The organism is Acinetobacter sp. RG5 (genome assembly GCF_031844265.1).
Taxonomy (GTDB): domain Bacteria; phylum Pseudomonadota; class Gammaproteobacteria; order Pseudomonadales; family Moraxellaceae; genus Acinetobacter.
The window spans coordinates 40,262-65,864 of sequence record NZ_JAUZUV010000003.1; the positions used below are offsets into that span (position 1 = coordinate 40,262).

The 25,603-nt window shown below is 46.4% G+C and carries 23 protein-coding genes and 1 riboswitch; of the genes, 9 read left to right on the forward strand and 14 right to left on the reverse strand.

The genetic code is table 11. The annotated features are described in order from the left end of the window. The first annotated feature begins 1 nt into the window (after nt 1). The 3 genes from lptG (at nt 2) to Q9R21_RS04290 (ending at nt 3,947) form a co-directional block, all read left to right on the forward strand. On the forward strand, nt 2–1,072 hold the full coding sequence (gene lptG / locus Q9R21_RS04280; RefSeq protein WP_005108448.1) for an LPS export ABC transporter permease LptG: 1,071 nt from the start codon (nt 2–4) through the stop codon (nt 1,070–1,072). A 124-nt stretch (nt 1,073–1,196) separates the two neighbouring features. After that, nucleotides 1,197–2,744, forward strand: coding sequence for a 2,3-bisphosphoglycerate-independent phosphoglycerate mutase (gene gpmI / locus Q9R21_RS04285; protein ID WP_005263948.1), 1,548 nt, complete (start codon nt 1,197–1,199; stop codon nt 2,742–2,744). A gap of 30 nt (nt 2,745–2,774) precedes the next feature. Then, complete coding sequence (locus tag Q9R21_RS04290) at nt 2,775–3,947, forward strand: S41 family peptidase (RefSeq protein WP_311203786.1); 1,173 nt, start codon at nt 2,775–2,777, stop codon at nt 3,945–3,947. Here Q9R21_RS04290 and Q9R21_RS04295 read toward each other — a convergent pair whose 3' ends face one another. The 3 genes from Q9R21_RS04295 to Q9R21_RS04305 are packed head-to-tail and all read right to left on the reverse strand — an operon-like array spanning nt 3,948 to nt 7,610. After that, complete coding sequence (locus Q9R21_RS04295) at nt 3,948–5,372, reverse strand: sigma-54 dependent transcriptional regulator (RefSeq protein ID WP_005249687.1); 1,425 nt, start codon at nt 5,370–5,372, stop codon at nt 3,948–3,950. It abuts the gene before it with no gap. Between the two features lie 14 nt (nt 5,373–5,386). Continuing rightward, entirely contained in the window at nt 5,387–6,952 is a 1,566-nt protein-coding gene (locus Q9R21_RS04300) for a PAS domain-containing sensor histidine kinase (protein ID WP_004732491.1), read from the reverse strand. Nucleotides 6,953–6,974: 22 nt separating this feature from the next. Then, nucleotides 6,975–7,610 carry a response regulator gene (locus Q9R21_RS04305; protein WP_004281059.1) on the reverse strand — a complete coding sequence of 212 codons (636 nt, stop codon included), beginning with the start codon at nt 7,608–7,610 and terminating at the stop codon, nt 6,975–6,977. A 219-nt stretch (nt 7,611–7,829) separates the two neighbouring features. On the opposite strand from Q9R21_RS04305, the gene Q9R21_RS04310 reads away from it, so the two are divergent. After that, nucleotides 7,830–8,891, forward strand: a complete 1,062-nt coding sequence (locus Q9R21_RS04310) for a serine hydrolase (protein WP_311203787.1) — start codon at nt 7,830–7,832, stop codon at nt 8,889–8,891. A gap of 57 nt (nt 8,892–8,948) precedes the next feature. Here the strand turns inward: Q9R21_RS04310 and thrC are convergent, their stop codons facing one another. From thrC to xerD, 4 genes are all read right to left on the reverse strand, one after another. Continuing rightward, on the reverse strand, nt 8,949–10,088 hold the full coding sequence (gene thrC / locus Q9R21_RS04315; protein WP_005248423.1) for a threonine synthase: 1,140 nt from the start codon (nt 10,086–10,088) through the stop codon (nt 8,949–8,951). A gap of 56 nt (nt 10,089–10,144) precedes the next feature. Continuing rightward, complete coding sequence (locus Q9R21_RS04320; protein WP_180037291.1) at nt 10,145–11,452, reverse strand: homoserine dehydrogenase; 1,308 nt, start codon at nt 11,450–11,452, stop codon at nt 10,145–10,147. A gap of 127 nt (nt 11,453–11,579) precedes the next feature. Beyond that, complete coding sequence (locus Q9R21_RS04325) at nt 11,580–12,389, reverse strand: DsbC family protein (RefSeq protein ID WP_311203788.1); 810 nt, start codon at nt 12,387–12,389, stop codon at nt 11,580–11,582. A 99-nt stretch (nt 12,390–12,488) separates the two neighbouring features. Continuing rightward, nucleotides 12,489–13,406, reverse strand: coding sequence for a site-specific tyrosine recombinase XerD (xerD, locus tag Q9R21_RS04330; RefSeq protein WP_005249692.1), 918 nt, complete (start codon nt 13,404–13,406; stop codon nt 12,489–12,491). Between the two features lie 174 nt (nt 13,407–13,580). Between xerD and Q9R21_RS04335 the strand changes: the two genes are divergently transcribed. The 5 genes from Q9R21_RS04335 to ftsW all read left to right on the forward strand — a co-directional run bounded on the left by Q9R21_RS04335 (nt 13,581) and on the right by ftsW (nt 18,730). After that, nucleotides 13,581–13,841: a FeoA family protein gene (locus Q9R21_RS04335; RefSeq protein ID WP_004281065.1), complete on the forward strand. Its 261-nt coding sequence runs from the start codon at nt 13,581–13,583 to the stop codon at nt 13,839–13,841. After that, nucleotides 13,838–15,694: a ferrous iron transporter B gene (locus tag Q9R21_RS04340; protein ID WP_311203789.1), complete on the forward strand. Its 1,857-nt coding sequence runs from the start codon at nt 13,838–13,840 to the stop codon at nt 15,692–15,694. The genes Q9R21_RS04335 and Q9R21_RS04340 overlap by 4 nt, the downstream gene beginning before the upstream one ends. 59 nt (nt 15,695–15,753) lie before the next feature. Next, entirely contained in the window at nt 15,754–16,005 is a 252-nt protein-coding gene (locus Q9R21_RS04345; RefSeq protein ID WP_005249694.1) for a DUF6587 family protein, read from the forward strand. Nucleotides 16,006–16,166: 161 nt separating this feature from the next. Then, entirely contained in the window at nt 16,167–17,513 is a 1,347-nt protein-coding gene (murD, locus tag Q9R21_RS04350; RefSeq protein ID WP_311203790.1) for a UDP-N-acetylmuramoyl-L-alanine--D-glutamate ligase, read from the forward strand. A 20-nt stretch (nt 17,514–17,533) separates the two neighbouring features. After that, the gene (gene ftsW / locus Q9R21_RS04355) at nt 17,534–18,730 is read left to right on the forward strand and encodes a putative lipid II flippase FtsW (RefSeq protein ID WP_004281069.1); all 1,197 of its coding nucleotides are present in this window, start codon (nt 17,534–17,536) and stop codon (nt 18,728–18,730) included. On the opposite strand, the gene Q9R21_RS04360 is transcribed toward ftsW, so the two are convergent. The 7 genes from Q9R21_RS04360 to Q9R21_RS04390 form a co-directional block, all read right to left on the reverse strand. Then, nucleotides 18,719–18,979, reverse strand: coding sequence for a zinc ribbon domain-containing protein (locus Q9R21_RS04360; protein ID WP_004281070.1), 261 nt, complete (start codon nt 18,977–18,979; stop codon nt 18,719–18,721). The two genes, ftsW and Q9R21_RS04360, sit on opposite strands and share 12 nt — an antisense overlap. A 57-nt stretch (nt 18,980–19,036) precedes the next feature. After that, nucleotides 19,037–19,957, reverse strand: coding sequence for a tRNA glutamyl-Q(34) synthetase GluQRS (gene gluQRS, locus Q9R21_RS04365; protein WP_311203791.1), 921 nt, complete (start codon nt 19,955–19,957; stop codon nt 19,037–19,039). 2 nt (nt 19,958–19,959) lie between these two features. Further along, the gene (gene dksA, locus Q9R21_RS04370) at nt 19,960–20,487 is read right to left on the reverse strand and encodes an RNA polymerase-binding protein DksA (RefSeq protein ID WP_311203792.1); all 528 of its coding nucleotides are present in this window, start codon (nt 20,485–20,487) and stop codon (nt 19,960–19,962) included. 210 nt (nt 20,488–20,697) lie between these two features. Continuing rightward, nucleotides 20,698–21,510, reverse strand: a complete 813-nt coding sequence (locus Q9R21_RS04375) for a metallophosphoesterase (RefSeq protein WP_004281073.1) — start codon at nt 21,508–21,510, stop codon at nt 20,698–20,700. Next, entirely contained in the window at nt 21,507–22,142 is a 636-nt protein-coding gene (locus tag Q9R21_RS04380; RefSeq protein ID WP_311203793.1) for an NUDIX domain-containing protein, read from the reverse strand. Before Q9R21_RS04380 ends, Q9R21_RS04375 begins: the two co-directional genes overlap by 4 nt. 76 nt (nt 22,143–22,218) lie before the next feature. Further along, on the reverse strand, nt 22,219–24,114 hold the full coding sequence (thiC, locus tag Q9R21_RS04385) for a phosphomethylpyrimidine synthase ThiC (protein WP_311203794.1): 1,896 nt from the start codon (nt 24,112–24,114) through the stop codon (nt 22,219–22,221). An 88-nt stretch (nt 24,115–24,202) separates the two neighbouring features. Beyond that, a riboswitch (TPP riboswitch) is annotated at nt 24,203–24,335 on the reverse strand. Between the two features lie 108 nt (nt 24,336–24,443). Beyond that, nucleotides 24,444–25,475 carry a hypothetical protein gene (locus Q9R21_RS04390; protein WP_311203795.1) on the reverse strand — a complete coding sequence of 344 codons (1,032 nt, stop codon included), beginning with the start codon at nt 25,473–25,475 and terminating at the stop codon, nt 24,444–24,446. Nucleotides 25,476–25,603 lie beyond the last annotated feature (128 nt).

The window sequence follows — 25,603 nt, forward strand, 5'->3', positions numbered from 1 at the left end:
AATGTTGGCACGTCGTATAGTTGCAAAACATGTGACCCAAACCACTGCGCTGGCGATGCTGGGTGCAACCGCGGTATTGGCGGGTTTACAGGTATTATTTACTTATCTGGGTGAGCTTGGTTCGCTCAAAGATGGTTATGGTGCCTGGGATGCCTTGAAATATGTGCTTTGGGGCGCACCAAATTATTTATATGAAATCCTGCCGATTTCTGCACTGATTGGTGCAGTTTTAGGTCTTGGTACATTAGCCTCGAATAGTGAGCTGATTGTGATGCGTTCGGTCGGCGTGAGCTTATGGCGTATTGTCGGGTGGGTGATCCGTTCAGCACTGTTGTTGGTGGTGTTGTCATTTGCCCTGAGCGAGTGGGTCATTCCTTATACCAATGAACAGGCCAAAAGCGTAAAAAGTGCCAGTAAAGCCGCTCAGCTCGGTGAAGTTCGTGGTTACTGGACTCGGGAAGGGCAGCGCTTTATTTATATCGATTATGCTAACTCGCAAGGTCAGTTGAAAAATGTGCAGATGCTGGACTTTGACCAGAACTATCGTTTGCGCGGTACCTTGCACGCAGATCAGGGCCAATTCGTCAAAGATGGTTCCTGGACGCTGGACAACACAGAGCAGTTCGATATTTTACAAAATGGCAATGCCACGCTGGTCAAGCAGCAACAGCAACCTTTAGCGCTGGCATTACAGCCCAAATATGTGCATATGGTGACGATTGATCCTGAAGATTTATCGCCGAGTCAACTGGTCAGTTTCATGAGCTATATGCATGAATACAGCCAGGTGCCTAAAACCTATCAGCTGGCCTTCTGGCAAAAACTCGGCTCGCCTTTTGCCCTGATTGCACTAGTAGTGATCGCCTGTTCATTTATCTTCGGGCCATTACGTCAGCAATCCATGGGTTTTCGTCTGGTAATAGCTTTATTTGCCGGACTGGGTTTCTTCTATCTGCAGGATTTCCTCGGCTATGCCAGCTTGATCTATGCACCGTCTCCGGCCTGGTTCGTGTTTATTCCGATTCTGATCATGTTCGGCATCGGCGGATACTTGCTGCATCGGGCACGCTAAGGTACAGGAAAATAGAACAAATCAATCATCATGAGAGGCTTAAACCATATACGGGTCATGGCCTCTTTTTATAAACTTCGCTAAAATAGAGCGATTAATTCGTAGACGAACAGAGTATTTCATTATGACGGATGCAACTGCTGGCAAAATCCCTCACATTTTGGTGATTATGGATGGTGTGGGTCATCGCGAAGCGGTCGAAGACAATGCGTTTTTAGCAGCTAAACGACCAAATTTAACTGCGATACAGGACAAGCATCCGCATGGTTTGATCTCGGGTTCAGGTGAAGATGTCGGCCTGCCAGATGGCCAGATGGGTAACTCGGAAGTCGGACATATGAACCTCGGCGCAGGTCGTGTGCTGTATCAGGACTTTACCCGGATTACCAAAGACATTCGTACGGGCGACTTCTTTGAACATGAAGTTCTGGTCGATGCAGTTGAGAAAGCCAAAGCTGCAGGTGGGGCAGTACATTTGCTTGGCCTTTTGTCTGAAGGTGGTGTGCACTCCCATGAAGATCATATTGTGGCGATGGCAGAGCTAGCGCTAAAACGCGGTGCGCAAGTCTATTTACATGCATTCTTAGATGGTCGTGATACGCCGCCTAAAAGCGCACAACCTTCTTTAGAAAAACTCGATGCCTTATTCGCTCAATATCCAGGTCAAGGTCGTATTGCCACCATGATCGGCCGTTATTTTGCCATGGATCGTGACAACCGTTGGGATCGTGTTGAACAGGCCTATCGCTTGTTGACTGAAGGTGAAGCGGTTCGTACAGCTGCCAGCGCAGTTGAAGGTTTGGAACAGGCTTACGCAGCCGATGAGTCGGATGAGTTTGTTAAAGCGACCCGTATTGGCGATCTGGCGAAAATTCAGGATGGCGACAGCGTCGTATTCATGAACTTCCGTGCCGATCGTGCCCGTGAATTGACTCGCGCATTTGTAGAAAAAGACTTTGCAGGTTTTGAACGTAAAGTCGTGCCGAATTTGGCGAAGTTTGTCATGCTGACGCGTTATCAAGCCACGATTGATGCACCTGTAGCGTATATGCCTGAAGCGTTGAAAAACTCGATTGGTGAATACTTATCTGATTTGGGTAAAACACAGCTGCGCATTGCGGAAACAGAAAAGTATGCGCATGTGACTTTCTTCTTCAGCGGCGGCCGTGAAGATGAATACCCAGGTGAAAAACGTATCCTGATTCCATCGCCAAACGTAGCCACTTATGACCTTAAACCGGAAATGAGTGCTTATGAAGTGACTGATGAGCTGGTGGCTGCGATCAATTCAGGTGAATTTGACCTGCTGGTGGTGAACTTTGCCAATGGTGATATGGTCGGTCATACGGGTGTATTCGATGCTGCGGTGAAAGCTGTTGAAGCGGTTGATACCTGTTTGGGCCGGGTTTATGAAGCGGTAATGGCGCAAAAAGGTCATATGATTGTGACTGCCGATCATGGTAACGTAGAGCAGATGCAGGACTATCACAGTGGTCAGGTACATACTCAGCATACCACTGAATTGGTTCCGTTTATTTATGTCGGCCCAACTCAGGCCACGATCGCAGAAGGCGGTGTATTGGCAGATGTCGCACCGACTTTATTAAGTCTGATGCAAGTTCCGGTACCTGCTGAAATGCAAGGTCGTAACCTGATTCAGCTTGATGCATAATTTTCGATAAAATTCTAAAAAGGTCAAAGAATGGCAAGAACACGCTGGAAGTCTGTTGTAATACCATGCTTACTGATGTGTTTGAGTCATTCAGCTTGGGGTGCGGGTCCAAATGAGCCCGCATTCGATGATATGGAAATGGATGGGCAGGTCTATTCTGAAATTCCTGTGGCATCCATTCAGGAATTCGTACAAATTTATGGCATCGTGAAAGACAATTATATTCAAGATAAAAATGACGATGCCTTATTCCAACAGGCCATTCAGGGTCTGGTCAGTGGCTTAGACCGCTATTCCCGCTATTTGTCGCCTGAAGATTATAAGCAGCTGCGTGAATATACCGAAGGTGATCTGGCCAGCATTGATTTTGATCTGCAATTTGACCCGCGGTTGAAGCAATGGGTAGTTCAGGGACTGAGTTCCGATGCTGATTCAGCCAAGCAGGGACTTCGAAATGGCGTCACGGTTTATAAAATTGACGATCAGGTATTAAATAGCCTGAATCAGGAACAAGTCCGGCAGTTATTGAGCGGAGCCGTTGGCTCTACGCTCATGATTCAGCTCTCCCCGCAAAGTCCGGCCGTTCGTCTGGTCCGCAATACCAAACTGGATACTGAAATTAAATCGAGCCTGCACAATAATCAGGTTCTGGTTTTACAGGTCAAGGTTTTTCAGCAAGATACTGCCAATGAAATCAAACGTCTAATCGAAAGCTATGCCGACAAGCGCTTAAAAGCCGTGCTATTTGATTTACGCAATAATCCCGGTGGCTTACTCTCGGCTGCAGTTGAATCTGCCGATTTATTTTTGAATCAGGGCGTGATTGTGTCGACCAAAAGCCGCGCTGAAGGTAATCAGCAATTTCAGGCCTTGCCGAGTTTTGAGTTTCAGAATCTGAAAGTTGGGGTATTGATTAATAACCGCTCGGCTTCTGCAGCAGAAGTGTTTACAGCAGCCCTGAAAGAACATAACCGTGCCTGGGTCGTAGGCGAAAAAAGCTATGGCAAAGGCGTAGTACAGAAACTTTTTCCTTTAAGCAACGGTTCGGCTCTACAGATGACAGTATCGCAATACTTTAGCCCGAGTGGCCAGATGATTGAAGGGCGGGGCGTACAGCCGCATTTCAACTATCCGTTTAAGCAGGAAATGCGTGAGGAGAGTTATCTGGAACATGTCACAGACTTGCTGCTCCTGCAAAAATAATTATTCGTCTTCTTCGGTATCCAGTCCGAACTTTTTCAAACGATAGCGCAGGGAACGGAATGACATGCCGAGTTTTTTGGCGGCCAGTGTCCGGTTCCAATGGGTCAGATTCAGCGCATTCAGTAAAATTTCTTTCTCGACCTTTTCCAAATATAGTTCTAGACCCTCTTCAGGCAGCTTTTTAGGTGCAATCAGGGTTTCGGTCGCAATGATCTCGCTCGTGAGCGTATTTATCTCCTGAGGGCTGTTAAGCGCATGACGTAGCGGTGCACTCTGCAAATGCTGAAGATCAATCCGCTCTTCATCACTTAAAGTAATTGCGCGTTCCATAATATTACGCAATTCACGTACATTACCTGGATAATATTGTCCCAATAAGAACTCTTTGCTACGTTCGGTCAGTTTTTTATTGGGAATGCCCCATTCCTGGCAAATCTTCTGAATAAAGTGTTCGGCCAATAACAGAATATCCTGGCCTCGTTCACGTAATGGCGGTAAAGTCAGATCCATTACATGAATACGGAAATATAAATCCTGACGGAATTTGCCTTGTTGCACCAAGGCTTCCAGATCCTGATGCGTGGCACTGATCACACGGAAATCCACATCAATTTCGGTATCCGAACCGAGTGGACGAATACGTTTTTCCTGTACGGCACGTAACAATTTGACCTGCATAGAAAGCGGTAATTCTGCAATTTCATCCAGAAACAGACTGCCACCATGGGCAGATTGAATCAGTCCCTGTTTGTCCTGAGCAGCGCCGGTAAAGCTGCCTTTCTTATGCCCAAACAGTTCGCTTTCCATCAACTCAGTCGGAATGGCGCCACAGTTAATCGCAATAAAAGGACCTTCATTGCGGTTACTCAGGCGATGGACCAGATTGGCCACGACTTCTTTACCTGTTCCCGATTCACCAGTGATAAAAACCGGTGCTTGGGATCGGGCAATTTTTTGTAAGGTAATACGTAGTTGCTGGATCGGCAGGGATTGTCCAATCAGCATTTTATGTTCAAGCGCTTCATTTGGATTATTATGCGAATAATCCACCGGTTTATTCAGGGCTTTTTGTAAGAGTTGTTCCAGATGTTTCTGATTGATCGGTTTGCTGACAAAATCAAAGGCCCCGGCTTTGAGCGCAGCAATGGCGATTTCCATGTTGCCATAGGCGGTCAGAACTGCGACCGGAAGTGCCGGATAGAGGCTGCCAATCCAGTCCAGTAACTCCAAACCATTGCCATCGGGCAGGTTTAGGTCAGTCAGACAGGCATCATATTGATGATTGGCAAGGCATTTTTTAGCATCTTCCAAACGGTGGGCAATGTGCGTACGAATTCCCATGCGCAGCAATGACATTTGCATGAGGGTACACAAATCTTCCTCATCATCCACCAAAAGCACCAGTGGTTGTTGTTCCCCATTCATCTTCCTTGACCCCTTTAAAGCGTAATACGTTGACAGCTGATGCGAAAGCATGCGCCCTGTTCTTGTTGTATATAGTTTAATTGTGCCTGATTTGCTTCGCAAAAACTATGTGATAAATACAATCCTAATCCGGTACCACTAATCGATGTGCTAAAAAAGGGTTTGAACAATAGAGCTTGATCATGTACGGCTACGCCAGAGCCAAAATCCCGTACATCAATCCAGACCCGATGTTCATAAGGATGCACATTCAGCTGAATATAGGCTGCATCTGCTGAATTGTGACGAATGGCATTACGAATCAGATTAATCAGGATTTGCCGGAATTGTGCTTCATCAAACTGAATCACTAGCGGGATATCAATATTAAATTGAATCTGATCGCGAATATCGGCCAGATCTTCCTGGATAAATAACGGGATAAATTCATTGAGATGAATCGGTATCGGGTGGGTTTCTTTATTTTTGACCATATTCAGCGTGTCCTGAATAATCCGGTCAATCCGGGTCGCCTGTCGGCCAATCATCTGCTGGAGTAGCTGTTGCTGTTCAGTTTCTGAGTCCAGATACAAATCATTGGCCTGCACAATGGCCGCCAAGGGGTTACGAATTTCATGGGCAATACTGGCTGAGAGTTGACCCAGTGCAGCAAGTTTAAGTTGCTGCACCTGCTGATTCAGTTTTTTGGCATCCTGTAACACCAGTAGCATTAGAGTCTGATGCGGCACAATCAGTTTTTGCACCTGCACATGAATATTATAGCGACTTTGCTGGGATTCAAACTGAAAGCGCTCACCATTTTCTAGCGTTTCAAAATGGATCAGTTCAAATAAATCTGGCTGTGATTGAGATAAAGTAAATTTCTCATGGCCGTATTTGGACTCAATTCCAAGAAGATTACAGGCGGCAGGATTACTGAGTACCACATGATAGTTTTCATCCAGAACCAGATAACCGGTTTCAATCTGTTCCAGAATATAGCGGTTAATATTCTGTAAGCGATGCAGTTCCAGCGATTGAGAAAAATTCAAATTTTCCAGAATCTGAAAACGGCGCACGGCAATTTGTCCAGTGCCATAAACCACAAAAAACAAAAAGGCCAGCAGGGCGCTATTACTGATATTGCTGAGTGAAGAAAACGCAAAAATACTGCCGATAAAATGCTGATAAATAACACTAATGACTGCAATGAGGGTGACGACCAAGGCCTTTTTTGCATCTAATAATAAAGATGCAGAAAAGATAGTAATCACAAACAACAGCCCAATTTGCAGATTAGGACCGTCGCTCGCCAAAGTCAGCAAACTTAAAACGCAGACATCGCTAAAGAAAATCATAATCAGCTGCGGCTGGATCAGGCGTCTGATCCATTTCAGCACAAACAGCTGTACGGTATTGATCGCAACCCCGATTCCCAGTGCATAATAATACAGCTGCGGGTATTGATAATCGGTGGTGAGTTCGGGGTAGGTCAGCATAAAAATCAGCAACAAACCGGTGCTGATCAGCAGACGATAAGCGCTGTACCAGATACCGAGATGGTATTGATTCAGTTCAGCATAGTTTTTTTGTTGTGCCATATGCACCGGAAATCGTTAAAAGCTAAGGTTTAATGAGTCCATAGCGCATGGCCAGATGAGTCAGTTTAACATCGCTATCGATATTCAGTTTTTCAAAAATACGGTAACGATAAGTATTCACGGTTTTAACACTCACAAAGAGCTTGTCGGCAATTTCCTGGGCGCTGATACAATTCACGACCATCATCGCGACTTGCATTTCACGCTCTGACAATGCATCAAAAGGCGATTGTTGTGTATCAGAAAGGTAAGAGCTTGCTAACTGTTCCGCAATGTCTGCACTGAAATATTTGCCGCCTTGCATGACTTTGTTAATCGCACGGACCATTTCCGAAATCGGGGCCCCTTTGGTGATATAACCTTTGGCACCGGCTTTCAATAACAGGGACGGATAAGGCTCTTCTGCTAAACCGCTAACCGCCAAAACTTTGGTTTCCGGCGCACTCTGAAGTAGACGGCGCGTGGTTTCTACGCCACCAATGCCCGGCATATTCACATCTAACAAAACTACATCAGGATGATGTTGACGAACTAGAGAGATCGCTTCTTCACCAGATTCAGCTTGTCCAATTACCTGAACCTCCGCATGGTCTTCTAGCATTCTGCAAATTCCAGTACGAACTAATTCATGGTCGTCCACAACTAAAACTGTGATCACCTACGCTCTCCCTCTGTTAAAAAAATCATTTTTTTGTTACATAAAGCAAAATAAGCTTGCAATGAAAGTACAAAATTAGCAATCCTATTCGCAAGATTAAATCTGAAACTTATCACACAGTGTCAAGAACAAAAAATGTTCGGCATTGTGTTTAAATGTAAGGCATATTAGAGGTAATACGCAAATCAATCTTACCTCTGTTAGTTGAGTGAAGGAATAGTGAAGAAAATAAACAAGTCTTTAAGGCATCTACTCGGCCTGTCCGTGTTAATCAGCATGAGCACGACAAGTTTTGCTGAAATCATTATGAATTCTGGCACGGCAGAGGACGGTTCCAGCATTAGTTGGTCTTCTGAAGAAGTTAACCAGTTAATGAGCGATGATTTTAATGCGTCAGCCAATGAGCCTTCGCCACCCGGGTCTGCAACAGTGACCACCACTTTGCGTCAGGCCGGCACAGCAGCGCCAGCAGTAATCAAACCTGCTTATACTGCGCCGCAGATTATTGATACCAATCATTTTAGTAATCAACCTTCTGTCAATGCACGGGCTGCACTGGTCATGGATGCGCAAACCGGTGAAGTGCTGTTTAGCAAAAATACCAATACTGCCTATCCGATTGCATCGATTACCAAGCTGATGACAGCGGTGGTGATTTCTGATGCACGTCTGAATATGTCGGAAAAAATCACCCTGCAACAGGCTGATTTTTCCTGTTCAGGCTGTAAAAGCTCAAGCTCGACTTTAAGAGCAGGGGACAGCATGAACCGTGCTGAAGCTTTACTGTTTGCTCTGATGAAGTCCGAGAATCCGGCTGCAGCCGCTTTGGCACGGACCTATCCCGGTGGTCGATCAGCGTTTATTGCCAAAATGAATGTAAAAGCTAAAGAGCTGGGAATGAACTCCACTCGCTTTATGGAATCAACAGGTTTGCATCCGGGTAACGTGGCATCAGCTCGTGACTTGGGAATCTTGGTAAATACGGCCTCTCAATACGGCCTGATTCGTCAGTTCTCGACCACGCCAAGCTATGACTTTAACTTGGGTTATCGTGTATTGAAATCGAATAATACCAATGCCTTGGTACGTAATGGCGGATGGAATATCAATATTTCTAAAACCGGTTTTATTAATGAAGCAGGGCGCTGTGTGGTGATGCACACCACTCTGAATAACCGTCCTGTGGCAGTGGTACTTTTAGGTGCAAACAGCTCACAGGCGCGTACCAATGATGCGACCCGTTTAATGAGTTGGGTTAGCCAGCAACCTAAACGAATCTAATTGATTGGTTCATAAAAAAACCCTGCACTTGCAGGGTTTTTTTAATTCTGGCCGAAATTACATATTCGACAGAATAGAGTCTTTAACTTGAGTCATGGTCGCATCAATCGACAGCATCACAGCATCAGCACATTGCTTGATGGCAGTGTCTGGATCTTTCAGACCGTTACCCGTTACGGTACATACGATCACTGAACCTTCAGCAATTTTACCCGCTTTAATATCACGGATCGCACCGCCGACAGACGCAGCAGACGCAGGCTCTACGAATACACCTTCATACATAGAAAGCAGACGTTGAGCTTCAAGAATTTCCGCATCAGTCAGTTCATCAAACCAGCCGTTTGAATCACGAACAACCGCTTTAGCATGATTGAAGCTTTGCGGATTGCCGATACGAATCGCAGTTGCAACAGTTTCCGGGTTTTCTACTGGACCGCCACGAAGGAACGGTGCAGCACCAGAGGCTTGGTAACCTGCCATGATTGGCAAACCTGCCGGTTTAGGACCAGTGAAAGCATCAGTTTCAGCATCGTAAACGACTTGCTCAAATTCTTCTTTCGACTGGTTAGCCACCGCTTCGGTATAACCCATCCAGTGTGCAGTGATGTTACCCGCGTTACCTACAGGCAGGCAGTGATAATCCGGTGCACGACCTAAAGCTTCAACGATTTCATAAGCAATGGTTTTTTGACCTTGCAGGCGGTATGGGTTGATTGAGTTTACAATCGTTACCGGTGCCTGATCGGCAACTTCTTTAACCAGACGCATACCGTCATCGAAGTTACCGCGAATTTGCATGGTGATCGCACCATACATCATCGCTTGAGCCATTTTACCCATGGCAATTTTTCCTTCAGGGATGAGCACGAATGCTTTGATGCCAGCACGCGCAGCATATGCCGCCGCCGCCGCAGAGGTGTTACCAGTAGATGCGCAGATGATGGCTTTAGAGCCTTCTTCAACGGCTTTGGTCACCGCCATAGTCATACCGCGGTCTTTAAATGAACCAGTCGGGTTTAAGCCCTCGTACTTCACATAAATTTCAACATCTTTACCAATAATGCGTGGAATATTCTCAAGCTTGATCAGTGGAGTATTACCTTCACCCAAAGAGATCGCACGAGTAGTTGCAGACACTGGTAAACGGTCGCGATAGCGGTCAACTAAACCAGTATAACGATTGGCATTCGACATGATGATGTTCCAATTGTGTGTAGAGCTTGGCAAGGGGAATCCTCCCCTCAACCCGATTAATTATCAAGCGATTCTAAACGAATTCGTACAATTTCGCCATGAATGACGGGTAATGCTTGAATTTGTGAAAGCGCTGCATCCATTTTTGATTCGACGATAGGATCAGTCAGAATCACGATAGGAATAAGGTCTTTGGATAAACGTGGTTGCTGCATGATCGCATCAATACTGATGCCGGCACGACTGAGAATCGTGGTCACATCGGCAAGCACGCCCATCTGATCTTCGGCATTAATACGGATGTAATAGCCGGTGGTCATTTGTTCACGACTCAAGATCGGTAAATCACTGAGCGCTTCAAAAGCCAGTTGCGGAATGGTGCCTGCGCCGTCTTCTGTGTAAATAATGTCACGGACAATATCAACCACATCGGCAACAACCGCAGAAGCCGTTGGTCCCGCACCCGCGCCAGCACCATAGTACAGTGTTGGGCCAACCGCATTCGCTTGTACCAGAACCGCATTTTTCACGCCGTTAACATTGGCAATCAGCTGGTCATCTGGAATCAGAGTCGGGTGTACACGGAGTTCAATCCCGGCATCGGTACGGCGTGCAATACCCAGGTGTTTAATCCGGAAACCGAGGTCTTCGGCATATTTCACATCTTGTGCAGTGATTTTGCCAATGCCTTCAGTAAAGACTTTGTCAAACTGTAGTGGAATACCAAAGGCACATGAGGCCAGAATCGTTAGCTTGTGAGCTGCATCAATTCCTTCCACATCAAAGGTCGGATCGGCTTCGGCATAACCGAGTTCTTGAGCTTCTTTTAGCACATCTTCAAAAGCGCGGCCTTTTTCACGCATTTCACTAAGAATGAAGTTACCCGTGCCGTTAATAATACCGGCCAGCCATTCAATCTTGTTGGCTGCCAGACCTTCACGAATCACTTTAATAATCGGAATGCCACCAGCCACTGCGGCTTCATAGGCAATCTGTACGGCATTGTCTTCAGCCGCTTTAAACAGTTCGTTGCCGTGTTCAGCCAAGAGTGCTTTGTTGGCCGTTACAATATGTTTGCCATGTTTCATGGCTTCCATAATAATTTCAAAAGCAGGATGAATTCCGCCCATGACTTCCACCACGACGTCTACATCAGGTTGACGTACGATGTCCATCAAGTCGGCACTTTGTTTGACCGATTCTGGCAGATCCAGATCAGGACGTGGACGACGGGTGCCTACATGGGTAATTTCAATTTCACGACCGGTGCGACGTTTGATCTCAGCAGCATTTTCTTTTAATAGTTTCAAGGCACCACCACCTACAGTACCAAGACCGAGGATTGCCAGACGAACTGGTTTCACGTCACACTCCAAATATAAACAGTTTTTTACAAGAGCCTAGATCATAGCTAAAAAACCCGCCTGACTCTAGGGTCATTTCAGAATATCTTTATCTATAAAATAAAGTTAAATAACGTATTAAAATGAGTTATTTAAGCCGATTCAATAATTCCGATGTAGACAGGTAACCGCCCAGATAAGTACCTTCTGAATTATAAATGGCAGGGGTGCCATTCACGCCCATATTCAGACCCATTTGATATTGATCTTGAACAGGATTTTCACATTTCTCTGCACTAATCTGTGCGCCTGAAATCGCCTGGTCAAAGGCACTGCGACGGTCGGCACTGCACCAGATTGCTTCCATGGCCGGCATATGCTGTTCACCACGCGGCCAGGCGATATAACGCACTTCAATGCCTTTGGCATTCATCTCATCCATTTGCTCATGGAATTTATGGCAATACGGACAGCTGACATCGGTAAACACATAAACCACATGCTTGGCTTTGCCTTTAGCTGGATAGACCAGTAAGTCGGCTGGCTTGAGTTCAGCAAAGAGTTTATTGTTGATGCCTGCTTGCAGGTTCTCGCTGACATTGTGCAGCTGTTTGTCACCGAGACGGATCACATCGCCCTGAATCAGATATTTACCGTCACTGGTGACATAGACCGCAGACATGCCTTCCAGGCTGACCCAGAACAGGTTCGGGACTTCGGTGGCTTTAATGTCGGTGATTTTGGCACTGATGCCGGCAGTCTTGAAATGCTTTTCCAAGGTCGAAACCAGGCGCTGTTGGGCATTACGTTCGGTCAGGGTAGAGGCTTCGCCCGTCGCCGGTGCGCTCGCAGTCAACTCTTGCTTTTTATCGTTGTTAGTGGAATTGGAACACGCAGTCAGGCCCAAACCAGCAGCAAGTGTGCAAGCCATAAAAATTTTTGAGCGGGCAAATGTCATAAAAAACCCTTTTCTTCTTGGATTAAAAACAGAGCATTAGCATAACAAAAAAAAATACCCACACGTCAAACTTCTCAGTTTATTCCATCCGGATATGTTTTAAGCTCGTGGATGATGGGTCGCGTGTAGCTGTTGCATCCGTACTTGTGCTACATGGGTATAAATTTGGGTGGTAGACAGATCAGTATGCCCGAGCAGCATCTGTACCACGCGTAAGTCTGCGCCATGATTGAGTAAATGCGTCGCAAAGGCATGGCGCAAGGTATGCGGTGACAGTTCGGACTGGATTCCGGCCTGCAGCGCATAACGCTTAATGGCATACCAGAAATTCTGCCGGCTCATGATGCCGCCATGCTGGGTCAAAAACAGATAATCGGTCGAAGTCTTATACAGTTGCGGACGGGCTTCATTCAGATATTTTTCTACCCATTCACAGGCCATTTGTCCCATCGGCACCAGACGTTCTTTATTGCCTTTACCGACAATCCGTAAATAACCCTGTTTTAAGTTGATCAGTTCCAGACGTAAGTTAATCAGTTCGGTCACCCGGAGTCCGCAGGCATACAGCACTTCGAACATGGCTCGATCACGCAGTCCTAATGCTGTGTTGATATTAGGGGCATGAATTAAGGCTTCGACATCTGCTTCGGAGAGATCTTTGGGTAAGGCCCGGCCCAGTTTTGGGGTTTTATGTGCAGCCACCGGATTGTCGCTACGCAGTTTTTGCTCGCGCAGAAATTTATAAAATGAACGCAAGGCAGACAGGCAGCGGGCAATCGAACGTGGACTTTTTTGCTGTTTGGTCAGCGCAATCAGTACATCGGAAATATCATCATGATTCCATTCCGGTAGAGGCTTGCTCAGGCATTCTGCACATTGCACCAGATCGGACAAATAGGCATTGCGGGTATGCGGGCTGACCGTTTGCGCAATCAGATAATCACGAAAACCCTGTAAATAACTGAACGCATCAGGAATCTGGACAGGGGCAGGAATACGGGGTTTTTTATTCAGCATAGGGTGAAAGGATCTGATCTGAAAAAGCGATAATCGGGATTGGTATTCTCTACTGTAGTTTAATTTTATGACAGTGTCGATGTGGTATAAGGCTAAATCGAAATGTAATTAATCTTATTTGTTAATTATTCTCATTTGTTTGTATACTGTACAAAATAGTTTAGGAATTTCACGGTGCGTTTGTCTGATTTAAAAGCAAAACAAATTGCCATCATTCGAAAAGTGAGTCGAACAACTGATGGTGAAAGTGCTCTACACGATGTCGTCGCGAGTCGTTTGGAAACTTTAGGCTTTGTACCAGGTACAAAGGTACAGGTCATTACTAAAGGTATTTTTGGTGGAGATCCCATTTTGATTCAAGTTGGATTCACACGTTTTGCTTTGCGTAAATCAGAAGCAGCCAAAATTGAAATCGAACAGGCGGTGTCGGCATGAGTCATACATTACGTATTGCCCTTGTCGGTAACCCTAACTGCGGTAAAACTTCATTATTCAACCATTTAACCGGAACGCGCCAAAAAGTCGGTAACTATGCGGGTGTGACGGTTGAACGTAAAGTCGGTACGTTTCAGCTTGCCTCAGGCAAAGCGGTACGGGTACTGGATTTGCCGGGAACCTATAGTCTGGATGCAACCAGTCCGGATGAAGAAATCACCCGCAACGTCGTACAAGGTAAAATTGCGGAAGAGCAGGAGCAGGATGCATTTTTATGTGTGGTAGATGCCACCAATCTGAAACTGCATCTGGGTCTGGTGCTGGAAATGATTGCACTGGGTCGTCCGGTGCTGGTTGTGCTGAACATGATGGATGAAGCACGCCGTCGTGGCATGCAGATCAATACCCAGAAGCTGTCTGAGCGACTGGGCGTACCTGTGGTAGAAACGGTGGCTGTGCGCAATTCAGGGATTGAAAACCTGAAAAATGCGCTGGATCAAGGCAAGTATTCTGTACCACAGACCGAACTCAGCGGCTTGAAAGGTGACAGTCACCAGCGCGTGGAAAACATTCTGAATGACGTGGTTAATTTCGTCGATCAGGAAGATAAACGTACAGATTTTCTTGACAAGATTTTTCTGCATCCGGTATTGGGCTTAATTAGTCTGGCCGTGATGATGTTCGTGATTTTCCAGGCGGTATTTGCCTGGGCTGCGCCGTTTATGGATGGGATTGAATCCTTCTTTGGCTGGCTGGGTGAGTTCCTCGGCGAATATATTTCTCATCCCTTGCTGAATAGTCTGGTGGTAGATGGGATTATTGCCGGTGCAGGCGGAGTAGTCGTATTCCTGCCACAAATTCTGATTCTGTTCTTCTTTATTCTGGTACTGGAAGAATCGGGTTATTTACCGCGTGCAGCATTCTTGCTCGATAAACTGATGTTTAAAGCCGGTTTGTCAGGACGTGCCTTTATTCCGTTATTGTCCAGCTTTGCCTGTGCCATTCCGGGGATTATGGCATCGCGGACCATTAGTGATCCACGAGATCGTTTAACCACGATTTTTGTTGCACCTTTAATGACCTGTTCGGCGCGTTTGCCGGTTTATGCCTTGCTGATTGCGGCATTTATACCGGCACAAACTGTCTGGGGCTTCCTGAATCTGCAAGGTCTGGTGCTCTTCGGTCTGTATATGGCGGGTATCGTAAGTGCTTTGCTGGTGTCTTTTGTGTTGAAATTCTTCCACAAAGATAAATCACAGCACATGCTGCTGATGGAACTGCCAAGCTACCGTTTTCCGGACTTGAAGAACGTTTGGATCGGCTTATTGGATCGCGGCAAAATCTTCTTGAAACGTGTCGGCGGCATCATCTTCGCCTTATCGATTGTGCTGTGGTTCCTGTGTACGTTCCCGCAGCCACCAGAAGGCGCAACCCTGCCGGCCATTGATTATTCATTGGCAGGGATGCTCGGTCATCTGATGCAACCGATCTTTGCACCCCTCGGTTTTAACTGGCAGATCTGTATTGCCCTGATTCCGGCGATGGCAGCGCGTGAAGTGGTCGTTGCAGCACTGGGCACAGTCTATGCAATGTCGGCAGTTGATGAAGATGCGATGTCTGAAGGTCTGGCTGCGCTGATCAGCGGTGGAGGTGATCTGGGCTGGTCAGTGGCGACAGGTTTGTCTTTGCTGGTGTGGTTTATTTATGCACCACACTGTCTGGCGACCCTGGCAACGGTGAAACGTGAAACGGGTTCCTGGAAAACTGTCAGTATCATGACCATTTACCTGTTTGGTCTGGCATATTTCATGTCATTCCTGACTTATCAAATTGCTTCATATTATTTGGGCTAAATCTCAGTTTGGCCTTGGCCAATTGAGTGTGCTGCATTGTATATGTATGGGAGATTGAGATGATTGAAATTTTCATTGTGGCAGCACTGGTGCTTTGGAGCATGCTGGTCGTATTCAAAAAGGTGTTTCCGAACACCTCTAACTCAGTCTTCCAGAAGCTGTCTGATGCCTGTGCAGCCAAGGGCTGGAAGCGTCTGGCCAAATGGCTGCAACCGGGTATGGCTGCAGGCTGTGGTGGCAACTGTGCCTGTCCGGTTTCAGAAAAAAGTTCAGAAGAAAAGCCAGCCCAACAAGCGGTGAAATGGAAATAATTTCCTTTTCTGGCTGAATTTTAAAAACCGTCATGATCATGACGGTTTTTTTACGCATGGACACAAAAAAATGTGCAGAAAAGCCAATCAGAAAAGGCATTCAAAACAGCAAAGTGCTACCATTTCGTCAGTTTCAAAATAGACCAAAATATGGGGCGAAAATGTTAATACAACGTGGTGGGTTAAAAGTCGTTGCAGGACTCGGAATATCAGGTGTTGCAGCAGTCAATTTCTTGCATAGTCAGGGCTACCGCGTTGCAGTAACAGATTCTAGAGCTAACCCGCCCGGACATGACCAGATACCCGCTGAGGTTCAGACCAGTTTTGGTCAGTTTGATGCCGAGCTGTTGCTGTCTGCAGAAGAAATCGTGATCAGCCCGGGGCTTGATCCTAAACTTCCTGAAATTCAGGCAGCGATTAACAAGGGTATTCCGGTGGTCAGTGAAATCCAGATTTTACGTCGTGCTACGGATAAGCCTATTGTGGCGATTACCGGTTCTAATGCCAAAAGTACCGTGACTACCTTGATTGGCCTGATGGCAGCAGATGCAGGCAAAAAAGTCGCTGTCGGTGGTAACTTAGGCCGTCCTGCGCTAGACCTCACCAAAGATGATCCTGAGCTGTATATACTTGAGCTGTCCAGTTTTCAGCTGGAAACCACCTCAAATCTGGCGGCTGAAGTCGCGGTGGTGTTGAACATGAGTGAAGATCATCTGGATCGTCATGGCGATATGATGGGTTATCATACGGCGAAACACCGGATTTTCCAGGGTGTGAAAAAAGTCGTCTATAACCGTGATGATTCTCTGACCCGTCCGTTGGTACCGGACGTAACACCGATCCAAAGCTTCGGCCTGAATGCACCAGATATGAACCAGTACGGTATTCTCAAGGATACGGATGGCAGCATCTGGCTGGCGCGTGGTCGTGAGCGTCTGCTGAAAAGTACCGAGATGTATATGCAGGGCACGCATAATGTTGCCAATGCCTTGGCCTGTCTGGCGCTGGGTGAAGCGATTGGCCTGCCACTGGAAAGCATGCTGAACACCTTGAAGACCTTTAAAGGTCTGGAACATCGCTGTGAATTCGTTAAAGAAGTGCAGGGCGTACGTTATTATAACGACTCCAAAGGTACCAATATCGGCGCAACCTTGGCAGCACTGGACGGTCTCGGCATGGCCATTGAAGCCCAAGGCGGTAAGGTCGCGATTATTCTCGGTGGTCAGGGCAAAGGGCAGGACTTTAAAGCCTTGCGTGAATCATTAAGCAAATATGCCAAAGTAGCGGTATTAATCGGTGAAGATCGTCCCGTCATTGAAGCAGCGATTGCGGGTACGACTGAACTGATTCATGCGGACAGCTTGCAGCAGGCAGTAGAAATCTGCCAAAAGCACACTCAGGCACATGATGTCGTGCTATTGTCTCCTGCATGCGCAAGTTTTGATATGTTCTCGGGTTATCCTGAGCGTGGTCGCAAGTTTGTTGCGTATGTGAATGAACTCAATTAAGAATAACAAGGATTCGTGATATGGCTGGGTTTGCTCAGACTACGATCAATAAATTAAATCAATTTTATACGCAGTGGATACCTAGAATACCTGCTGAAGTGAATCCACGGAATGTATTGATTTTCTGTGTGTTGGCTTTGCTCTGCATTGGTTCGATCATGGTGGCATCGGCCTCGATGCCCTATGCAGAACGTATGCATGAAAATCCGTTTCACTATATTAGCCGACATGGGATTTCGATTTTTGTCGCTGCCGTAGCAGCTTTTCTGGCTTATAAAATCCCCTTAAAAGTCTGGTTTAATAACACTTTCTTTTTGTGGATTATTACCATCGTACTTTTGGTGGCCGTGCTATTTGTCGGGACGGAAGTCAATGGTTCCAAACGCTGGATTCGGATCGCAGGCTTTACCTTACAGGCTTCGGAAGTCGCCAAAGTGATGATGGCAATTTTTACTGCAGACTACGTGGTGCGCCGTGCGGAAGAAGTACGGAATAATATCAAGGGTCTGGTCCGTTTAAGTGCCATCATGGGTGCTACCGTCGGTTTGATTATTCTCGAGCCTGACTTGGGTGCAACCGTGGTAATTACCTTAACCATGCTTGGCGTGTTCTTTCTGGCGGGTGCGCCGTGGATTCAGTTCGGTGTGGCTTTTATGACCTTGGTCGGCGCATTTGCTGCCGCGATTCTGTTGGAACCGTATCGTCTGCAACGTCTGCTGTCTTTTTCGAATCCTTGGGAAGATCCCTTAGGCACCGGTTATCAGCTCTCTAATGCCCTTATGGCCTTTGGCCGTGGGGAATGGGCAGGGGTAGGCTTGGGGCATAGTATCCAGAAAATGTCTTATTTGCCTGAGGCGCATACCGATTTCATGCTGGCAATTTTGGGTGAAGAATTTGGCTTTTTAGGTATTTCAACCATCCTGATCTTGTCCTTCACCATGCTGGTTTGCTGTATCCGCATTGGACACCGCGCCTTGCAGCATCAATATTTGCGTGCCGGCTATCTGGCTTATGGCATCAGTATCATTTTCCTGTTACAGATTCTGGTGAATGCCGGTATGAATATGGGCATGTTGCCGACCAAGGGTTTGACCTTGCCATTTATTAGTTATGGCGGTTCATCCCTGATTATCTGTGCGGTCATGATCAGTCTGATTCTGAAAATTGATTCGACCACGCGTCAGGTCAATCCAAGCCGCGAAGAATCAAGCTTCTAGATTGGAGTTTCGTCCTGGCTCTGGCTGAGCATGGTCCAGTACCGTGCTCGGCATTGCGGTTCCACAATTGGAACAGGTCACAAAAGCAGATTTAGGCTTGGAAAGTGGAATCAAGGGTATAAAAAATAAAGAAAAATAATTACGCTGCTGTTTTAGCTCATAGCCCGAACGAGTACGGCAGACCGGACACAGAAACTGGCTTTTCTCAATGGTTTTGGTTTTAGGGCCGACGCCAAAAATAAAAAACATACTCTTCTTCCTATCTATTTTTCATTGTAGAAGTCTAGCTTAAGTGAAAAGCTGTTTTTATAAATAGTGACCTTGTAGCTCAGTTGTATGTGGAATCTGCTCGATATCCCATTGCGCCACTGCCTGTTGCAGCATCCGTTCGGGAGTGTCCAAATCAACTTCAGCCTGATGCAAAGCCTGAAGTGCCTGTTTTAATAATTGTGGCGCCTGACTTAAATCCAGTCCTTGGGCCAGATTCTGTTTTGAAAGTTTTTGCCCCTGATCATTCATTGCCAGCGGTAGATGCATATAGCTTAGACGCGGATAACCGAGTAACTGCCCCAGATAGATTTGCCGTTCGGTATTATCTAAAAGATCAGCTCCACGTACCACGTGGGTCATCCCTTGCAGATAATCATCGACCACTACAGCCAGTTGGTAATTGATAATGCCATCACGACGTTTTAAGACAAAATCACCCAGATCTTTTTTTAGTTCTGAACAGTGCCGACCTTGTAGCCGGTCTTCAAAACAGATTTCAACATCTTCAACTTTTAGGCGAATGGCTTGATGCTCAAAAGCCAGACTCAAGTCGCGGCAGGTATTCTGATAGATGTGGTTGGAACCTAGCATTTTACGGGTGCATTGGCAGGCATAAACCAGACCTTGCTGACGTAATTGCTGAATGACGTCTTCGTAAATATCTAAACGGTCTTTCTGGAAAATGATTTCGGCATCAGGTTCAAGCTGAAAGGCTTCCATGGCACGCAGGATATGCTCTTCGCTGCCGCGATAAATGCGGGGAATATCGGTATCTTCAATCCGGACCAGCCATGTGCCTTGATTGGCTTTGGCATCGCAGTAACTGGCAACTGCGGTAATGAGGGAGCCAAAATGCAAAGGGCCGGTTGGCGATGGCGCGAACCGGCCCACATAAGCCATCCTGTTGTCCCCCTCCTTTTTTAAAGGAGGGGTTAGGGGAGGATTATTTACAGACATACTTAACCGTTATTTTGCTTCTCTTTGATCTCTGCAAGGGTTTTGCAGTCAATACATAAAGTAGCCGTTGGACGTGCTTCTAAACGACGCAAGCCAATCTCGATACCACAAGTTTCACAGAAACCATAGTCATCATTCTGGATTGCTTCGATCGACTGTTCGATTTTACGAATCAGTTTACGTTCACGGTCACGGGTACGTAACTCAATCGCAAACTCTTCTTCCTGAGTCGCACGGTCATTCACATCTGGAAGAGCAGTATTTTCGTCTTGCATCGTATTCAGGGTACGATCCACTTCTGACATCAACTCAGCTTTCCAAGCCAGCAAGATTTGGCGGAAATGCTGAAGCTGACCTTCAGACATGTATTCTTCATTTTTTTTAGGTTGATAAGGTTCAATACCAAATAAGCTAGCAGTAGAACCACCGTCAGTCGTTTTAGGCTTAGATTTGCGTATGCGCTTTGCAGCTTTCTCTTCTACAACATCAGTTTGATTGTCTAAGACTTGATTTTGGTTGTCATTCGCCATTTAGGGCATTCCTCATCTATGCGTATGATTGCTACGCAAAAAATATGGTGATATGCAGTTTTTTATCCACCCTGTAGAAAGATTATCCTCCTATGGGGGCCGTCATCATATAGACTTTTTATGCTTATTGATAGTCTTTGATGTCTGGACTATGCATATCACATTTCCTTTGGTTGCAATAAAGTAATGCAAAAAAAACAAATTGAAAAGTTAATAACCTGAAATTTCGGTATTAATATTTTGCTGGCTCAATGCCACCCGTTCAATATAGGTATCAAACTCACCATTTTGTTGCAAATGTAATACACGATAACCTGGTGCCGCCTGATCTAGCGCGAAATCTTCACTTTTAGGTTTAAACTGCACACTGGTCGATGGCGTGGATAAAAAGTAGATGCCATGCCATTCGTTGCAGGAATCCTGATGCACATGACCAAACAGAACCAGCTTGATATTATGATGCCGAGCCAGTACATCTTTTAAATCTTCAGCATTTTTCAGCCGATGCTGATCAATCCAGTACGATTTCATCGCAAAAGGATGATGATGGCAAGCGACAATGACATGCTGATGCTTAAATTCAAGCAATAATTGGTCCAATTGATCGAGTTGAGCTTGTTCCACCCAGCCATCGATCTTGCCTTGAACGGCACTATTTAACAGGATCATGGTCCAGGTGCCAAAATGAATGGCATGTACCTGATTCGCATGCTGGTGAAAAGGGAACACCCGAGAATCGTCATGGTTACCTGGAATCTGATAATACGGCACGTTTAAAGACTGGACAAATGCTAAATAGCGTTGATAAGTCTGCTCGACCGGCACCTGTGCCAGATCACCGGTATGAATCAGTGCATCCATTTGGGGAAAGCGCTGTTGGATCTGCTGCATCACTTCGTGAAAACTCTGCTCGGGATTCATCCGGGCAAATTCCAGCTCTTCCCGATCCATCAAATGGGTATCAGAAATCTGGATAATGGTCCAATCTGGCTGTGTGTTTATGCTTGACTGCTGAAAACTCATGTCTTTCCCCTTAGACATATTCCTGCAGTATGAATATGTTGTTGCAACCATTGCAAGGCCATAATGACAGGTGCATTTCTTAAGCGACCATTCGTGAGCAAGGACGGAATATCAGCATAATCCAGAATATGCAGCTGGATATTTTCACCTTCATCCGGCATGCCAAAAATACCGCCCTGTTCAGGCAATTCGGTCTGCGCCACATATAAATGAAATAATTCGGAACATGCCCCGGCGGACGGATAGAAGCTGAAAATGTGCTGCAGCTCATCCAGGATACAGCCTGATTCTTCGAGTGCTTCGCGACGGATGCATGTTTCAGGCGCTTCATCGCCATCCAGAACGCCAGCAATTACTTCGAGTTGCCAAGGAGAGTCGATATCATCCAGTCCGCCAATCCGGAACTGTTCAATCAGGCCGAATTTCTGCTGTTGATGGTTGTACATCAGCACACCCGCTGCTTCAGGCCGATGAATCAGCTCACGTTGCAAAACAGGGGTTGAGCTTTCCTGATTAAATAAACGGTGTTTCAGGCTGACTTTTTCTACCTGAATAAATCCCCGGTACAAGAACTCACGTGCCTCTACGCTAAAGTCTTTTTTATTATAAGAGGCCTGTTTAATAATATTCATATGCTCAGATAGAATGAGTTGATTTATTTTCATCCTATCTGAGTTTTTTTTGAAGACAACTGTTTTTTTTACAGTTTTATAGTTTGTGGTATAAATTTTGACCAGAGTTGTGGAAGCTGGCTTTCATCTGATCCATGCCGGCTTCAATTTCGGCCTGAGAGCTTGCTGGCTGATCAGGATTGGCCTGTTGACTGGCATAATCACGAACATTCTGGCTAATCTTCATTGAACAGAACTTTGGTCCGCACATGGAACAAAAGTGCGCGGATTTATGCGCGGCTTTCGGCATGGTTTCATCATGCATGCTGCGCGCCGTGTCCGGATCCAGACTCAAGTTAAACTGGTCTTCCCAGCGGAACTCAAAACGCGCCTTGGACAGGGCATTATCCCGGGCCTGTGCTCCCGGATGACCTTTGGCCAGATCGGCTGCATGCGCGGCAATCTTGTAGGTAATAATGCCGTCTTTGACATCCTTTTTATTGGGTAAACCGAGATGCTCTTTCGGCGTCACATAACACAGCATTGCGGTGCCGTACCAGCCAATCATCGCGGCTCCTATTGCCGAAGTAATATGGTCATAACCCGGTGCGATATCGGTGGTGAGTGGCCCCAAGGTATAAAAGGGTGCTTCTTTACAGACTTCCAGTTGCAGATCCATATTTTCCTTGATCATATGCATCGGGACATGCCCCGGACCTTCGATCATCACCTGAACATCATGCTCCCAGGCACGATGGGTCAGTTCGCCCAAAGTTCTGAGTTCGGCAAATTGTGCTTCGTCATTGGCATCCTGCACACAGCCTGGACGTAAGCCATCACCCAGACTGAACGATACGTCATAAGCTTTCATGATTTCGCAGATTTCATCGAAATGGGTATACAGGAAGTTTTCCTGATGATGTGCCAGACACCACTGCGCCATGATCGAACCGCCACGCGATACGATACCGGTCAAACGGTTGGCCGTCAGCGGTACATATCTTAAAAGCACGCCGGCATGAATGGTGAAATAGTCCACGCCTTGTTCGGCTTGTTCAATCAGGGTGTCTTTAAAGATCTCCCAGCTCAGGTCTTCGGCCACACCATTGACTTTTTCCAGTGCCTGATAGATTGGTACGGTTCCGATCGGCACTGGAGAATTCCGGATAATCCATTCCCGGGTTTCATGAATATTTTGGCCAGTCGAAAGATCCATGATCGTGTCTGCACCCCAGCGCGTGGCCCAGGTCATTTTCGAGACTTCTTCTTCGATACTTGAACCGAGTGCAGAATTACCGATATTGGCATTGATTTTGACCAGAAAATTACGCCCGATAATCATCGGTTCCAGTTCCGGATGATTGATATTGGCCGGAATAATCGCGCGGCCGGCGGCGACTTCCTGACGCACAAATTCTGGCGTAATTTCAGTCAGGTTTTTTGCACCAAAATTCTGGCCCGGATGCTGCCGCATATCGACACCATCGAGTTGACGTAGGTTTTCACGAATGGCAATGTATTCCATTTCCGGTGTGATAATGCCTTGCTTGGCATAATGCATCTGGGTGATGTTGCGGCCGCATTTGGCTTTGCGTGGTTTTTGAATATGCGCGAAACGGATCGCAGCGGTACGGATATCGCGTAAACGCTGGCGGCCAAATTCAGAACTGAGCTGATCCAGAATTTCACTATCGTTGCGCTGCTCAATCCAGCTTTCACGAATATTCGGCAGACCTTTGTTCAGGTCAATCGTCACGTTGGGGTCGGTATACACACCCGAAGTGTCATAGACCATCAAAGGTGGATTATGTTCGCCGCCCAGACTGGTCGGGGTTTCACTTAAGGAAATTTCCCGCATGGGTACCTGAATATCAGGACGGGAACCTTGCAGATAGACTTTACGTGAAGCGGGTAGAATTCGCGTTAAATCGCGTGCTTCCTGTTCATGAGCGGAGAGAGAAGTTTCAGAAGAAAGATTCGTTAACTGGTTCATGGCTATGATCCTTATGAATGACATCAACGAATCAAGCACGACCAAAAACGTAGGCAGATTTATCCTGAACAGATAAAGCAAGGGCTGGGTTTTTAGCTGGCTTGATTCCTACGCAGGTATTAACCTGATCAGGTTCAACGGTACTCATGCTCAATTCCTGATAACAATAAAAGGAATCACATGATCTCAGCGAGGCATTACTCGCGCTCCGTCAAGCGAGGCTAAAGCTTAGCTCAGTTTAGGCAGAATAAACAGGTCTAAATCGCTCAACTTTAAGCAAGGATTGATTTAGACATGGTCATACTGATTGAAGGTGAAACTGATCCCAACTAGATACAGATGGCATCGGTAAAACAGTCTTTATCATATTTTTGTGAAGGTGGACTGATCTGGGCATAGTACAGAATCTGTTCTGCTTCCGAGCGGTTTCTATAATCGGCAGGCAAGACTTGCTGGCGCTGTTCCGGAGTCATGTCCAGAAACTCCAGAAATAGGCGTGCCTGTGTGGACAGCGTTGATTTCTGGCCGCTCGACAGCCCGATAATAGTTTCCAGATGACTGGTATCCACGGCATAGCGATCGCGATAATCTTCCGACACCGGTGATTGCTCGGTACCTCTAAACAGGAAATAGGTATATTGCTTCAGCAGATATTCAGCATCGCGTTTATAACTGCTATTCGGATAAGTCTTGAGATAGTCTTCCCAAAGCAGACTGCGGGCTGCAATATCAGCGGCTTCAATCTGCAGGCGTTTTTCCGTCAGCACCGGCTCCATATTCTGTTCCGCCAGATTTTCAATAAAGGCTTTTTCAGCGGCTGGTAAATAAGGGGCAAAAATACGCACCAGATATTCCGGGCTGCGGCGATAATGTAAAGTGCCATCACCCAGATCCAGCAGTTCTACATAAGCCTGCCCCTTGTGTTTTAACAGATACTGGTCACGTGAGGTGAGCTGTTGAAAATGCGCATGCTGAATGGTCGGATGCTGGGCCATTTCCAGTGCATACTGCTCAAAGGCGCGTTGCTGAAATTCGGTGCGATCTACCTTTAAAAAGCGCTGATACATTTCGGTAGAGCGTTGCATCAGGTGCTTCTGCTCCGCCAATTCCATCAACGGCAGGCACACTTTAAGATCCTGATTAATTTGTTCCAGCGCAAACGTCGTGCGCTGGTCATTAATCTGGGACATATTTTTTTCAATATTCTGGCACATGAGGCTAAAGTCACTGACTGGACTTTGCGTTTGCTTCGCCTCAGTCTGTTCGACCTGGATCTGTGGATCTGAGGGCTGTTGGCAGCCCCCAAGAAGCAGCACGCTACCAGCAAACAAACAGGCTTTGAATATCGACGGGAATGGCATTAACACTATGCTTCAGGACTCTGTATATATAGGTGAATTCAGAAAATAACGGCCTTACTGGGAGATATTGTATAGATCAAACTAAAATACTATGTTTAGTATTGTGAATTGCTTTGTTACATTGCCGG